The sequence below is a fragment of the Bacillus cereus group sp. MG16 genome, from assembly GCF_040459875.1.
GTDB lineage: Bacteria > Bacillota > Bacilli > Bacillales > Bacillaceae_G > Bacillus_A > Bacillus_A paranthracis.
The window spans coordinates 1,978,773-1,994,202 of sequence record NZ_JARVHE010000001.1; the positions used below are offsets into that span (position 1 = coordinate 1,978,773).

Sequence of the window (15,430 nt, forward strand, 5' to 3'; positions counted from 1 at the left end):
AGTTTTATAAACCCCTCTCATATGTGCGGAATTTTGTTGGACAACGTACATTGCATAGTTTGTCTACATTTTATAGTATAGAGCACTTTTTACTATAATTGAAATGAGATGATTGCGTGCCTTTTATAAATCGTTTTACGACAACAGTACCTGGTGCCGTCACGTTTACTGGGAATACGCTGGGACTTAGCCCTACATCACCTGCACCAGGCAATATTTTTGGTACACTTGCTGTTTTTACAACGGTAAATACAGCGCTGCAAGTACCAGGGTTCCCAGCAGGTACAACGGATGACTGGCGATTGAATTCTTCAAGTGCAATTTTAAATCTTCCGGCAGGGAGTAGTATTTTGTATGCAGAGTTAGTTTGGGCAGGAACTTTCCGGACTGATACGGAAGATGTTTTACCATTTTTAAATGATAACATTACATTTACAACGCCAGCAGGGACGTTTTCTGTTACGCCAGATCCTGCTACCGCGCAGCAAGGTTCAGTAGGGAATCAGTTTTATTATGCACGCTCTGCTAATGTAACGAATCTTGTTAGTGCAGGTGGGGCGGGCACATATACAACAGGTGCCGTGCCAGCTACAAGAACTTCAGCTGATCCAACAATTAGTCGTTCAGCTGGCTGGACGCTTGAGGTTGTGTATCAAAATGCAAGTTTACCACTTCGGAATTTGTCAGTATATGCAGGGCAAGAAATTATCGATGCTTCATCACCACCGGTTGATGCCACTATTTCAGGATTTGCAACTCCCGCAACAGGAGCTGTAACAGGAAGGGTACTTGTAACTGCACAAGAAGGTGATTCTAACATTTCTGGAGATCAACTTCGTTTTGGACCGAATGCGAATACTACAGTTGCTTTATTTGGACCGAGAAATCCCGCGAATAATTTCTTTCAGTCACAAATTTGTAATGACAGTGGAAATTTAGATACGAGCGGTACATTTGGAGATTTGAATCAGCCGTTAGGAGTAGCTTTGGCCGTCCGAAGGCAAGGGTGGGATATTACGAATGTAGATGCCTCCTCATCTTTAGTAAACAACCAAACGTCAGCAACTGTTCGCTTCGTGACAAATGGGGATGGATATGCTGCAGCTGGTTTTGGTGTTCAAATTGATGCAACAGGTCCGATTATTAATCCTGTTAAATCGGTTAATAGAACAGTCGCAGGGGTAGGGGATACTCTTACCTATACGATTACGGTTCCAAATACAGGAACAGGAAGTGCAGAAAACGTTGTATTACGTGATAGTATTCCGAATGGAACGACGTTTGTTGCTGGTAGTGTAACGGTAGGAGGGGTAACACAGCCGAATGCGAACCCTGCTACTGGAATTAATTTAGGTACAATCCCAAATAATACGCAAAGAATTGTTACATTTCAAGTACGAATAACATCGTTTCCGAACCCAAATCCTATTCCAAATCGTGCAATGGTATCATATCAATTCCGTCCTTTCGTCGGTAGTCCACTTATTACTAGTATGTCTTCTTCGAATACAGTACAAACGACAGTGAATCAAGCAACTATAAGTATGCAAAAATCTGTAGATTTACAGACGGCAACGCTTAATGATGTATTAACGTACACTGTTAATGTGACGAATAATGGAAACGTTACTGCAAACAATGTAATTTTTGTTGATAGTATTCCTGCAGGAACAACATTTGTCGCAAACAGCGTTACGGTAAATGGAGTAGCACGTCCAGGAGCAAATCCAGCAAGTAGTATTAATCTAGGAAGTATTAATGCCTCGCAAACGACTGTAGTGCGATTTCAAGTTCGAGTAACATCTAATCCTCTTGTCAACCCAATTCCGAACCGTGCGAGTACAACATTTACCTTTACCCCAGTGCCTGGTCAACAACCAGTTTCAGGGCAAGCGACAAGTAATACTGTAGTTACGACAATTAATATAGCTGATATAACAACGAGAAAAACAGTGGATAAAGCTTTTGCAACGGTTAACGACGTTCTTACGTATACGGTAACAATTCAAAATATAGGAAATGTACTTGCAACGAATGTAGTTTTTCAAGATCCGATCCCAATTGGAACGACTTTTATCACAAATAGTGTAACTGTGGATGGTGTTTCGCAACCTGGGGCCAATCCAGCTACTGGGTTTACAGTAGCAAATATATCTCCTGGCGGAAGTAGGACTGTTACATTTCAAGTACGAGTTACATCTACACCATCGGGAGGTACGATTGCGAATCGCGGAAATGTATCTGCTAATTTCGTCGTTATTCCGAATCAGCCACCGATAACAATTAATAGACAAACGAATACAGTTGTGACACAAGTTAATACAGGCGGTTTAAATGTAATAAAAGAAGTAAATACAACGCAAGCGGCAGTAGGGGACACTTTAACGTACACAATTGCCGTTCAAAATACAGGAAACGTTTCGTTAACAAATGTATTTTTCCAAGACGCTATTTCTTCCGCTGTTTCATTTGTTGCAAATTCTGTAACAATTAATGGAGTACCACAAAGTGGATTGAATCCGAATACAGGATTTTCTCTTCCTAATATCCCTGCGGCTCAAACAGTCGTAGTTACATTTGATGTAGTAATTGTACAGGATCCAGAAAATGAAGATATTTTAAATCAAGCAAATGTAACAGCAAGTTTTCAAGTGAATCCGAGTGAACCACCCGTAACAATCAATGTTCCGAGTAACATTGTGAATACAACTGTACAATCAGGTAACTTTGAAGTTGTGAAATCAGTAAATACGGATGTTGCAACTGTAGGGGATGTTTTAGTATATACAATTGAAATCATAAATGCAGGTAGTGTACCAGCTACGAATGTATTTTTCCAAGATTCAATTCCACAAGGGACATTATTTATTGAAAACAGTGTATTGGTTAATGGTATTTTACAAGAAGGCGCAGATCCAGAACTTGGATTCCCGTTAAATGATTTGCCTACTGGCGCGAATGTAATTGTTTCATTTGAAGTGTTAATTGATGAAATTCCTCAAGGAAACAATGTTGTAAATAATGCGAATGTAACTGGAGACTTCCTTGTAAATCCAACAGAGCCACCGATTACTGTAACAGAACCAAGTAATACTGTTATGACAGTCGTGAATTCTTCAGGGTTAAATGTAATGAAAAGTGTAAGTGCTACTGAAGCCGGTGTAGGAGATACGTTAACGTATACAGTTCGTATACAAAATAGTGGAACAGTAGTAGCGACAAATGTATCATTCCTTGATCCAATTCCAGTTGGAACTACTTTTGTAGCGAATAGTGTAACAATAAATGGGACACCTCAACCAGGTTTGAACCCGACAACTGGGTTTCCACTTGCTAATATTCCAGTAGGAGGGATGGTAACAGTTACTTTTCAAGTAACGATTACGAGTGTACCGCCAAATAGAGTTCTTCCGAATAATGCGAATGTAACTGCTGATTTCCAAGTAAGTCCTCTCCAGCCACCAATTACAATTGTAACGATTAGTAATATTGTTGTGACGCGAGTGAATATAGGGTCACTTAATGTAATGAAGAGTGTAAATACACTACAAGCCGGTGTAGGAGATACGTTAACGTATACGATTCTTATTCAAAATACAGGAACTGTTCCTGCAACGAATATTATTTTTCAAGATCCAATTCCATCCGGTACTGCGTTTGTAGCAAATAGTGTGACGATAAATGGAGTCGTTCAGCAAGGTGCGAATCCTATGGCAGGTTTCCCAGTACCAAATATTCCGGTCGGGCAAACGGCTACGATTACGTTTCAAGTTACAGTGACGAGTGTTCCGAGCGGTGGAAATGTTAGAAACCAATCGAACGTTACTGCCAGTTTTCTTATAAATCCAGCAAACCCTCCAATAACGACTGTTACAAATAGTAATTTTGTAGTGACGCAAGTAAACACAGCACAGTTAAATATACAAAAATCTTCTTCTGTACAACAAGCAGCACTTGGAGAAATTTACACGTATTCTGTTGTCATTCGAAATAACGGTACAGTAACAGCAACGAATGTCTCTTTCCTTGATCCAATTGCTCCAGAAACAACATTTGTAGTAAATAGTGTAACGATAAATGGAACGCCACAACCAGGATTTGACCCAAATGTTGGTTTTCCGCTTCCTAATATTGCAGCTGGAACATCAGTGACAGTAACGTTCCAAGTTACGGTAGTTGCACCGTCTACACGTGGAGCAGTATTAAATACAGCATCTGCTACAGCCACTTTCTTATTAAATCCTTTACAGCCACCTGTAACAACAACGAACTCAAGTAATACAACGGTAGTTACAATACCATTACCTCCTCCTGGTGAAGTAACAGCAACAAAAACAGTTGACGTTGCAGCTGGAGCGGTTGGAGATGTATTAACGTATACCGTGCTCATTTCAAACGTAGGAATTATACCAGTTACAGATGTGTTCTTCCAAGATGTCATACCAGAAGGAACAACGTTTGTAGAAGGTAGTGTAACGATAGGTGGAGTGCAGCAAATTGGTTTAAATCCAGAAATAGGATTTACAGTTACGCCATTATTAATCGCTGGTGGAAGTATTGAGGTCACATTCCAAGTGACCATTACGGAAATTCCAGATAATGAAGTCATCTTAAATGATGCAGATGTTACATTTACTTCACAACCAAATCCGCAGGAACCACCGATTACAGAAACGATATTAACGAATTTAGTCGTTACGACAATTAATATAGCGTCTATTTTTCCGTTAAAACTAGTAGATAAAGAAGTAGCCACTGTAGGAGAAATTTTAACGTATGATGTATTGATATTTAATTTCGGAACAGTGCCAGCGACCAATGTTCAATTTATCGATACGACTTCTGCTGGTGTAGCATTTGTACCAGGAAGTGTGAGCATCAACGGGGTGTCTGCACCAGGATTAGATCCTTTCATCGGTTTTACAGTTCCAGATATACCTGTAGATAATTTTGTACGTGTCACCTATCAAGAGATGGTAACGAGCATACCAGAAGGTGGTACAATTGTTAACTTTGTAGACGTTACAGCTACATTCGCTGTAAGTGAAACAGAACCACCGATTACGGAGACGACGACAAGTAATACGACATTAACAGAAATCAATGAGCCTGGTTTGAATGTTTTAAAATCAGTAAGTCAGCCGGTTGTTGCAGTAGGCGATACAATCACATATACAACAGTAGTTCAAAATACAGGGACAGTGCCAGCAACGAATATTCAATATAGTGATGTACTACCTTCCTCTATAGCATTCGTGCCGAACAGTGTAACGATAGACGGTGTGTTACAACCTGGATTCAATCCGAATAATGGATTCCCGCTTCCAGATATAAATCCAGGTGAAAGTGTAGAAGTCACATTCCAAATAACTGTTGTTAGTGTTCCGTCAAACGGAACAATTGCTAATACGGCAAATGTAACTGGAAGTTTTGTATTAGTACCAGGAGAACCACCAGTTATAGTAAATCAGCCAAGTAATACAACACTCACAACTGTAAATAGAGGACGCTTTAATGTTATTAAACAAGTAAATAGAGCCGCTACTCTAGTTGGAGATGTATTGACGTATACAGTGCAAATAACGAATACAGGAACAGTAACAGCTAATGATGTTCAGTTTATTGATACCATTTCAGCAGGAACGTCATTTGTACCAAATAGTGTAACGATAAATGGAGCCCCGCAACCAAACTTAAATCCGATTACTGGATTTGGAGTTGGAGATATACCAGTTGGTGAAACGGTTATAGTGACGTTTCAAGCGACAGTTACAAACATCCCGTCATCAGGAACAATTACGAACGTTGCAAATATAACAGGAAGCTTTACTTTAGTGCCAGGAGAACCACCAGTTGTAGTAACAGAGCCGAGTAATACGACGATAACTAGAGTGAATAGAGGACGATTTAGTGTTATAAAATCTGTAAATAAAGAAGCGACACGTTTAGGAGATACGTTAACGTATAGTGTGCAAGTTACAAATACGGGAACGGTAACAGCAACGAATGTTCAGTTTATCGATGTTCCGTCACCTAGTTTAGAATTCGTTCCTGGAAGTGTACAAATAAATGGGATTCCGCAAGTAGGATTAGATCCATTTGTAGGCTTTTCATTACCGGATCTTGCTGTAGGGGATAGCGTATTAATTACATTTGAAGTAAATGTAATCTCGGTTCCGTCTTCTAGTAGCATTATGAATACAGCGAGAGTAACGGGTGATTTCGAATTGATTCCAGGAGAACCTCCGTCTACAATTACAAATTCAAGTAATACGACGGTTACGCCGGTAAATAGAGGTAGCTTAGATATGCTAAAAGAAGTAGACCATTCAATTGTTGGCGTAGGAGAAACGGTAACGTATACGGTTCGTATATTAAATACGGGTACTGCTGATGCAATGAATGTTCAATTTATCGATGTGCTATCTCAGGAAGCTGATTTCGTTCCAAATAGTGTAACGATAAATGGGGTTCTGCAGCCGGGGGTAAATCCGCAAATTGGATTTACGATACCAGATATTCCAGTTGGTGAGACGGCACTTGTAACATATAAAGCTACGATTACAAGTTTTCCGGATGGTGGAACAGTAGTAAACGTTGCTGGAGCGTTAGCAGAATATATTTTAGTACCAGGAGAGCCTCCAGTTACAGTGATGGACACGAGCAATACAGTTATTGTAACGGTAAATACTGCAATCTTATTTGTTGCAAAAGGAGCAAACTTTGAAGTAGCAATGGTAGGAGATGTTGTCACTTACGGAATTGCCGTTATAAATGACAGTACAGTTCCTGTGACGAATATTGTTTTAACAGATATCATTGATCCGAATACGTTATTTATAAATGGCACGGTAACGGTAAATGATGTATCTCTTCCATTTGCCAATCCGAATACTGGTATCCCGTTAGGTGATTTTCAGCCAAATGATGCAGCCATTATTAATTTCCAAGTTGTAATAACAGGAGGACAAATAAATAATTTAGTTACAAATACTGCTATAGCAAATGGGCTTGCAATTGTAAACCCGAATGAGCCGCCAGTATTAGTTGAAGGTGATAGCAATACAGTTGTTATCCCGTTTATTTCTCAAAATGTCTCAACGACAGTCGTAAAAACAGCAGATTTACAGGCAGCAACGATTGGAGATGTCATTACGTTTACGACAGTTATTACAAATACGGGTGATACTGTCATACAAAATATTCGTTTCCAAGATATGTTAGATAGTAGTGTTCGATTTGTCCTTGGAAGTGTAACGGTTGATAATACACCAGTACCAAATGTAAGCCCGGTATCAGGATTTCTTATAGGGAATTTAAATCCAGGTGAAGCACGAACAGTTTCGTTCCAAGTAGTAGTTCAGAGTGCCCCAAGTGGTTCGGGGAATTATATAAATCAAGCGAGTATTCGCTTCGAACATCAAGTAGGCACAGTGTTACCACCTGTTATACAAATAGTAGAAAGTAATATAGTTGTTATTCCATTTGTTCCAACGATAGAACAAATTTGCGAAACGAATCTTAATTGTTTAGGGAAAATTCCTTTTCAATGTTCTCCGTGTGATCACTTGCAAATAAAGAGAAAATAAATGCAGAAAGAGCATCCTGTAAGAGAAGGATGCTCTTTCTGTATGAATCATGTAGATTCTTTTTCGGGCGAGGTGAAAAATTCGTCGATTTTGTTGGAGAGTAGTAATGGAATGGCTCCTTTTATAACAGAAATGTCCCAGTCCCACCATGCGAGACTCTCTAGTTTGTCAATCGTTTCTTGTGGGAAACGATATCGAACAAATTTTGCAGGATTACCAGCTACAATTGCATATGGCGGTACATCCTTTGTAACAACACTCTTTGCGCCAATAATGGCACCGTTACCAATCGTAACACCAGATAAAATGCAGGATTGATAACCAATCCATACATCATTGCCGACTACAATATCACCTTTTGAAGAGGGGTGACCAGTAATATGGGCTCCTTCGCTGAAAAGAGCGTTAAATGGATAAGTCGTTATCCAGTCCGCGCGATGTTCTCCGCCAAGTATGAAAACAACTTCTTCTCCTAATGAACAAAACTTACCTATTTTTAATTTCGTTTCATCATTCCAAGAAAAAATAGTTGGACCTACTTTACTATAAGTATAATCACCGATATCATACTTACTATATTCAGGTTTTTGATTTAAATATAACATGATTCTTCAACCTTCTTTCTTAATCAAGAAATAAGCGTGGAATATTATATGCAAGGTGTAGTAAGGTGACCAGTGTTAATAGGTAAAATAAATAAATGGGAGTGGAATGTATGAGATATGAAATGGGATTATATAATAAACCTTTTCAGTCAATTCAATCAGGAAAAAAAGTGTATGAAGTGCGCTTATACGATAAAAAGCGTCAACTCATAAAACAAGGCGATCATATTGTATTTACGAACCTTACGACAGCAGCAACGATGGCTGTAAAAGTAACGGAGATAAAACGATATAAAAACTTTCAAGCAATGTACGAACAAATTGATAAAAAATTATTGGATTGTGAAAATGATAGTTTAGAGGAAATGTTAGAAAGTACATACAAAATATATACGAAAGAACAAGAACAAAAGTGGGGAACAGTTGCGATCGGTATTGAGGTAATAAAATGACAAGAAATCGCGGCGCGGCTATCATTGTGCAGGAAGGGAAAATTGCTCTTATAAAACGTATTCGAGAAGGTGAAACGTACTATGTTTTTCCAGGTGAAGGAATTGACGAAGGAGAAACACCTGAAGAAGCAACAAAGCGAGAAATTTTTGAAGAATTAGGGGTACATATAAAAGTGGAGCATCTAATTGCAAAGGTGGAGTATAAGGGTACGGAGTATTATTTTAATGCCGATATTGTAGGTGGAGTTTTTGGAAGTGGTAAAGCTGAAGAATTCGAAATGAAAGATAGAGGGATTTATATTCCGTTATGGTTGCCGATATATGAGTTGGAAAAAGTGAATATAAAACCGTATGAAGTGGTTGAAAGTATATTAGAACATTATAAAATATAAGGTCTGACAACATACAAAAAAAAACATTGACATAGTCTTCTGATTTAAGTATTGTATTCGAGTATGTTTATAATCAGGAGGTTTATATGAGCAATCAAACAACTACACATCATGTGAAAATGACAACAGCAGATCCATCTGGAATTGGTCTATTTGGATTAGCGATGGTAACACTTGTAGCATCATCTCAAAAGTTAGGCTTAACAGATGGCGTTTCACTAGTATTACCATGGGCAATCTTTTTAGGAGGATTTGCACAAATCTTTGCTTGCATTCACGATGCAAAGCATAACAATACATTCGGTACAACAGCATTCGGTGCATACGGTCTATTTTGGCTAGGTGTTGGAATGACTTGGTTAATTCAACTTGGAGTATTTGGCGAAAAATTAGCACAAGCTGCAGATTCAAAACAGCTTGGTGTAGCCTTTATCGGATATTTAATTTTCACAATCTTTATGACAATTGGTGCAATGGAAACACATAAAGTATTATTTATGATTTTCGTCCTTATTGATTTCTTATTTATCGGTCTTTCATTAAGTACTTTAGGTGTTATGCCGCATGCAATGCATAATTTAGCAGCATATTCTGAACTTCTTATTTCATTATTATCTTTCTATGGTTCAGCAGCAGCAGTGTTAAACACACACTTCGGAAAAGTTGTTTTACCAGTTGGAAAGCCGTTTGGTATTTTTAAAAAGTAATAAAAAAGCACAGATGATTGTATAGTCATCTGTGCTTTTTTTTATGAAGTAAACAGAAAGAATAAAAATATAATTGAAATTGATTATCATTATTAATATAATGAGAATGAGAATCATTTATTGTTAGAGGGGGATGCCAAAGTGGCGAAAATTTTAATAGCTTATGCAAGTATGTCAGGAAATACAGAGAGTATTGCTGATTTAATTAAAGTTAGTTTAGATGCTTTTGATCATGAAGTGGTATTGCAAGAAATGGAAGGCATGGATGCTGAAGAATTATTAGCTTATGATGGAATCATTTTAGGCTCTTATACGTGGGGCGATGGTGAATTGCCATTTGAAGCGGAAGATTTCCATGAGGACTTAGAAAATATAGATTTATCAGGGAAGAAAGTAGCGGTATTTGGATCAGGTGATACGGCGTATGAACTGTTTTGTGAAGCGGTAACGATATTTGAAGAAAGGCTTGTAGAACGCGGTGCAGAGCTTGTACAAGAAGGATTGAAAATCGAACTAGCTCCAGAAGATGAAGAGGATGTTGAAAAATGCAGTAATTTTGCAATTGCATTTGCTGAGAAGTTCTAAGAATGGGAGTGTCAACGTGGAGACAATGTTAAGTGCGACCGCTATTACAAAGTTAAGAGATGGGAAGCTTATGTTAGCTACTACATATAATGGTTTATTTATTGAACAAGACGGAGAATGGAAACAAATTTTAAATGGTTTTCAAAAACGAATTAGGGATTTACATAGCGAAGATAATGTAGTGTATGGTGTAGGTGACGAAGGAATTTTTATTCGTAGTATGAATGGTGGAGAGAATTGGACGGTTCAACGTTTTCCAACAAAGGCAACGAGTTGGAATGTATGTAGTAATATAGAAGGAACTGTCATTGCTCATGGAGATAAAACGTTGTATCATTCGAATGATTTTGGTTCGACATGGGAAACCATTCATCCATTTCTTGAATATGGTGGCGGAGCACCATCTATTCGATCGTTGTTTTTATATAAACATTACTTATTTATCGGTACGAAAATACATGCTAAATATGGTGGTGTTTGGCTCTTTAATTTGGAGACACGTAAATTAAAGAGGATTAAAATAGTAATGAATCAGATGATTTCAGCGTTGACGTTACACAACTCTTATTTAGTAGCAGCCAGTGGATCATGCAAAGGCATTAGCGGGAATATTTCTTTTTGTAAAATAGAAGAAAGTATTGAGAGTGAAAAAACATATTGGCACACATGTCAAAGTGAGCAGAAAGCAAGTAGCTATTTAGACTTAAGTGTAGATCAACATGTGCTATATACAACGTCAACGCAAAATAAGGCGGGGATTAGTACGGTTTGTCGTGTACTTCTAGAAGAAGGAATTGTTACAGTATGTGACTCAGTTAAAGGGCATGGCTGGCGCATTGTGAACGAAAAAGAAGGTTATGTTGTAGCTGGATCAGGTGAATCAAAAGCGATGCAGTGGAAGAAAAAAGTCATATAGCGAAAAAAACTTTGCTTTTATTATATTGATATGATATATTATATTTAAACCATTTTACTTTTAATAATATAGAGATTTAAATGAGCTGTAACTTCCGAGGAGGATAGCAATGTTAAATCTCCTCAGAGTTGCAGTTTTTTTAATGTCTGACTTATTTTTGTAAAGTGGTTGAAAATGAATATGTACATATAGGTACATTGTAGGAGGATTTTTTACATGCAAAACGGTAAAGTAAAATGGTTTAACTCAGAAAAAGGTTTCGGATTCATCGAAGTTGAAGGCGGAGAAGACGTATTCGTTCATTTCTCAGCTATCCAAGGCGAAGGCTTCAAAACTTTAGAAGAAGGTCAAGAAGTTACTTTCGAAGTAGAACAAGGTAACCGTGGACCTCAAGCTACAAACGTTAACAAGAAGTAATTGTGGAAGAAAGAAGGGCTTGCCCTTCTTTTTTTTTGCATTTTAATTGAAGAACCTCCTATGTACATAGCATAATGAGATTGAATTTTCGTTTTTTAGATGAAGTATTACATGCATAAAGTGTATGAATAAATAAATACTGAAAATAAAGTATGTGTGTGAAAAGGAATGTAGAAAGAGGTAAATAAATTGGAAAACGCTACACATTTTATTGTGTTTGATATAGAGAGAAATTTTAGGCCATATAAATCAGAAGATCCGTCAGAGATAGTTGATATCGGAGCTGTAAAAATAGAAGCAAGTACAATGAAGGTAATTGGAGAATTTTCGGAGTTAGTAAAACCGGGGGCACGACTTACTCGTCATACGACAAAATTAACGGGAATTACAAAGAAAGATTTAATTGGTGTCGAGAAATTCCCGCAAATTATAGAAAAATTTATTCAGTTTATCGGAGAAGATTCTATATTTGTTACATGGGGAAAAGAAGATTATCGATTTCTATCTCATGATTGTACGTTACATAGTGTAGAATGCCCTTGTATGCAAAAAGAAAGAAGAATTGATTTACAAAAATTTGTTTTTCAAGCGTATGAAGAATTGTTTGAGCATACACCAAGTTTACAATCTGCAGTAGAACAGCTCGGTTTAATATGGGAAGGGAAGCAGCACCGAGCTTTAGCAGATGCTGAGAATACAGCGAACATACTTCTTAAAGCATATAGCGAGAGAGATATTACTAAAAGGTATAAAAGACATGGCGAACTTGAACTTGTAGAGAACGGAAAACTAACAGAAAAAGCGAAAAAAAAGATGCGAAAATGGGTATTTAAAGAAATGAGAAAAAATAAAGAGCGTCCTTTCGTTTGGAGTACATTTGAAAGTAGTGACACGTGGGAAAGTATAACGGAAAGATATTATATAAGTGAACCTACAATAGAACTTCTGAAAAAACATTTTCGTACGGCGGTTCGAAAAGCGGAAAGGCAGATTAGGTATTTGGCTGAGATGGAGGAGAATGCAGAGGTTAAATGACATTTTTCTCTATTTCTAGCTACATAAATTTACTGTCATTGTATTGATGGATGAATAAAGTATTCATATAAATAGGAATTGATTTGTTGTGCTACTTTGAAATTTAAGGTGTGGTAAGAAAATTTTTAATATATTCATAAAATTAGAGCCCATAGAAATGAAAGAGGGTAAAGTTGAATGGAAGCAATCTTTAACATTGTAACAGTTTTAGTTTTTGGGATAATATTTACCACGCTATTAGCGGTAATTACACTTCCTTTGATAGCAAAGAAGAAGAAGTGGAAAAAGCTTAATATCTCTTTAAGTCGTGGTGTGTTAAAGATAAAAATAGAAGAGTAAGATAAGAGTTTTAGACAAGGTGGGTGTGATAGTGATAGACTTAGATATTAAAGACGTCAACGTACAGATGGAATTAAACGGAGTCTTTTGGAATGAGGATGGGATTGCTGAAATGACGGTGACTACAAAAGAAGAGCATTCTTTTCTTCTTCGTTTAGTAGTTGATTTAGAAAGTAAAACGATTAGGGCGACGAGTATTGAAATAGTGAATGGATTCTGTCCGCTATGCAAACAGAAAAGGAACGAATGTAGTGAATTGAATGACTTGCAAAACAAAATGGATATTTTAGAAGAAGCTTACGATTGGGTGAGAGAGCATCCGGAATATCGTTTTCAGTTATCTTTTTACGAGTACAATAAGTTTGAGGTAGTGAAATGAAACTTTAATTTTGAGAACATACATAGTGACTAAAAGAACTCGGTCCACTAAAAATATTGAAGAAGATACTTTTAATGGAAATGAGCTTGTACAACAAGGAAGCGATATACTTAATACTGCAACAAATGTCTTCTTGAATCAAAAATAAACATATTTTGTTATAAAGCAGAAAAACCGATTCTTAGTAGAATCGGTTTTTAATATAAATGAAAACTATGCCCCAAATAAAAGAGCGCTTATTAAAAGCGCCCAGTATAAACAGTTAAATGGAAGAATTTATTCAATCCCGTTCGGGTCATAAGAATACTGCTGCTTATTCTCAATCCGTTCAATTACGTCTTGCAACTCGTCTGGCTTCAGAAACTCAATTGGAGAGAAGCCTTTCTCAAATGTAAGTGTATCAGCCTCAATCATTAATACGTATCGGTCATTTACCTTTGCGATATGTATTTGATCCCCGAAATCAGCAAGTAGGGCCTTTACAGAGATATGGTCTGCTTTTAGCTTCAATTCCACTTCAGGCGCATGCTCGACGATTTGAGCGGTAGCCTCCATTACTTCTTCGGTTGAAAATTGTTCCATAATTTCGCGTTTCGGACTGGCAGCCCATACTTCCATTGCTTGGTCGAATTGTTCGCGTTCTTCCGTACCTTCTTCAAATACATCTTCAATTTGGTCGTATACCATGTCCATTACTTGTGTTTTCATAATTTCAGGCATAGAGCGTTCGTATTCGACGAATTTTAAGAAGTCTTCAAAGTAACGGGCGTGTGATGCTTGGTGAATTTTTAGCTCGCCCACTTCGACCATACCTTCTTCAGGCATGTACGGATATTGGATAGATTTCATATTTTTTGTTGTGATGGCCATCTCAACGTTACGAATTAGTGTGGATTCATCGGAAATAGAAGCGACTTTCGGCTCGAAGTCACATTTCATAACGAAGACGAATGGATCATCAAAGTATTTGCGTAGTTTTGCTTGCGCAATTAAAAATACACCACCGCGCACAGCACTTGTGTCAAGATATGTATAAACGAGAGGTTCGCTCATATCTTTGAAGTTTTCCTTCGTTTCTGCAAAGCGGATGCGATTAAATAAGTTGTAATGAGGATTTGAATCAAGTTCGTGCCCTTCTTCTACAATAAAGCGACCGATCTTTGTCGGAGCTTGCTCTGTTTTCGCATGACGTTCTACTTTTCTCTTTGAAATTTTTAATAATTCTCCATTCAAAAATTCTTTTAAGGAGCTATCTTCATACTCTTCAGCGTCTAATGTTTGAAAATGTTTGTAGCGTTTATCAACAGCTTCACCTTTTCCTTCTACTTGTACAACATAAAAGGAAAGATAATTTATTTCAAAATCCATATTTATCACCTTGTTTCATTTCATTAACTCTTATCAGTATAGAGATGGAAAAAACTTTCGTCAATTTATATAAGGAAGGGGAAGCCCCCTTCCTTCATATATTTTTTATTTCCGAAATTAAAATCCGTCTTCTAATGCTGAAAATGGAATGTTCAGTCTGTTTTCTACTGTACGTAAACGTTGGTTTAAGCGGTTTAATCTACGTGTATGACGTTCAACCGTGTTTTCTAATTGACGTACTCTTTGTTCAAGCTCATTTACTCGTCTTTCTAGCTGACGGTTTCCAGCACCAGGAAAAGAGATTGGAAGTTGGAATTGTCGAGTTTGATCATATGGATTAACTTGTTCTACTGGATCTATATATTGTTGGTATTGTGCTTGTAAATCATATTGAGGTTGATAACCAGTTTGGTTATATGGATCGTATGGATTGTAGGGGTACATAAAAACATCCTCCATTTCTTTAAAATAGGTTAATTCACCATAATGTATGTGTAAAAGCGGAGTGTGGCACGGCAAATACCTATTTATGTTCACAGGATGTTTTTTATAAATACCAATATGGATTTTTACATTTGTATTTCGTTCGTTTTATGGTATATACTGGATAATGGGGAGAGGTTACGTAAAGGTTACAATTCTATCA

Annotated in this window: 13 protein-coding genes; 10 read left to right on the plus strand and 3 right to left on the minus strand. The window is 37.3% G+C overall.

The window, feature by feature from the left end; all coding sequences use genetic code 11:
• The first annotated feature begins 116 nt into the window (after positions 1-116).
• Positions 117-7,589: a DUF7507 domain-containing protein gene (locus tag QCI73_RS10165; RefSeq protein ID WP_353822836.1), complete on the plus strand. Its 7,473-nt coding sequence runs from the start codon at positions 117-119 to the stop codon at positions 7,587-7,589.
• A gap of 47 nt (positions 7,590-7,636) precedes the next feature.
• Here the strand turns inward: QCI73_RS10165 and QCI73_RS10170 are convergent, their stop codons facing one another.
• Positions 7,637-8,194, minus strand: coding sequence for a CatB-related O-acetyltransferase (locus tag QCI73_RS10170; protein ID WP_262725530.1), 558 nt, complete (start codon positions 8,192-8,194; stop codon positions 7,637-7,639).
• 110 nt (positions 8,195-8,304) lie between these two features.
• Between QCI73_RS10170 and QCI73_RS10175 the strand changes: the two genes are divergently transcribed.
• From QCI73_RS10175 to QCI73_RS10215, 9 genes are all read left to right on the plus strand, one after another.
• Complete coding sequence (locus tag QCI73_RS10175) at positions 8,305-8,646, plus strand: ASCH domain-containing protein (protein ID WP_001268356.1); 342 nt, start codon at positions 8,305-8,307, stop codon at positions 8,644-8,646.
• Positions 8,643-9,038: an NUDIX hydrolase gene (locus tag QCI73_RS10180; protein WP_327922802.1), complete on the plus strand. Its 396-nt coding sequence runs from the start codon at positions 8,643-8,645 to the stop codon at positions 9,036-9,038. Before QCI73_RS10175 ends, QCI73_RS10180 begins: the two co-directional genes overlap by 4 nt.
• A gap of 86 nt (positions 9,039-9,124) precedes the next feature.
• Positions 9,125-9,745, plus strand: coding sequence for an acetate uptake transporter (locus QCI73_RS10185; protein ID WP_000070938.1), 621 nt, complete (start codon positions 9,125-9,127; stop codon positions 9,743-9,745).
• A 141-nt stretch (positions 9,746-9,886) separates the two neighbouring features.
• On the plus strand, positions 9,887-10,330 hold the full coding sequence (locus QCI73_RS10190) for a flavodoxin (RefSeq protein WP_001062763.1): 444 nt from the start codon (positions 9,887-9,889) through the stop codon (positions 10,328-10,330).
• A 16-nt stretch (positions 10,331-10,346) separates the two neighbouring features.
• The gene (locus QCI73_RS10195; protein ID WP_262725527.1) at positions 10,347-11,246 is read left to right on the plus strand and encodes a WD40/YVTN/BNR-like repeat-containing protein; all 900 of its coding nucleotides are present in this window, start codon (positions 10,347-10,349) and stop codon (positions 11,244-11,246) included.
• A gap of 216 nt (positions 11,247-11,462) precedes the next feature.
• The gene (gene cspB, locus QCI73_RS10200) at positions 11,463-11,663 is read left to right on the plus strand and encodes a cold shock-like protein CspB (RefSeq protein ID WP_001179150.1); all 201 of its coding nucleotides are present in this window, start codon (positions 11,463-11,465) and stop codon (positions 11,661-11,663) included.
• Between the two features lie 189 nt (positions 11,664-11,852).
• Entirely contained in the window at positions 11,853-12,698 is an 846-nt protein-coding gene (locus tag QCI73_RS10205; protein WP_262725526.1) for an exonuclease, read from the plus strand.
• 177 nt (positions 12,699-12,875) lie between these two features.
• Positions 12,876-13,037 carry a hypothetical protein gene (locus QCI73_RS10210; RefSeq protein WP_262725525.1) on the plus strand — a complete coding sequence of 54 codons (162 nt, stop codon included), beginning with the start codon at positions 12,876-12,878 and terminating at the stop codon, positions 13,035-13,037.
• Between the two features lie 31 nt (positions 13,038-13,068).
• Entirely contained in the window at positions 13,069-13,416 is a 348-nt protein-coding gene (locus QCI73_RS10215; protein WP_262725524.1) for a hypothetical protein, read from the plus strand.
• Between the two features lie 276 nt (positions 13,417-13,692).
• Here QCI73_RS10215 and QCI73_RS10220 read toward each other — a convergent pair whose 3' ends face one another.
• Both QCI73_RS10220 and QCI73_RS10225 read right to left on the minus strand, forming a co-directional pair.
• Entirely contained in the window at positions 13,693-14,784 is a 1,092-nt protein-coding gene (locus QCI73_RS10220) for a DUF3900 domain-containing protein (RefSeq protein ID WP_000345047.1), read from the minus strand.
• 117 nt (positions 14,785-14,901) lie between these two features.
• A complete protein-coding gene (locus QCI73_RS10225; protein WP_001997954.1) occupies positions 14,902-15,243 on the minus strand; it encodes a hypothetical protein in 342 nt (113 codons plus the stop codon).
• Positions 15,244-15,430 lie beyond the last annotated feature (187 nt).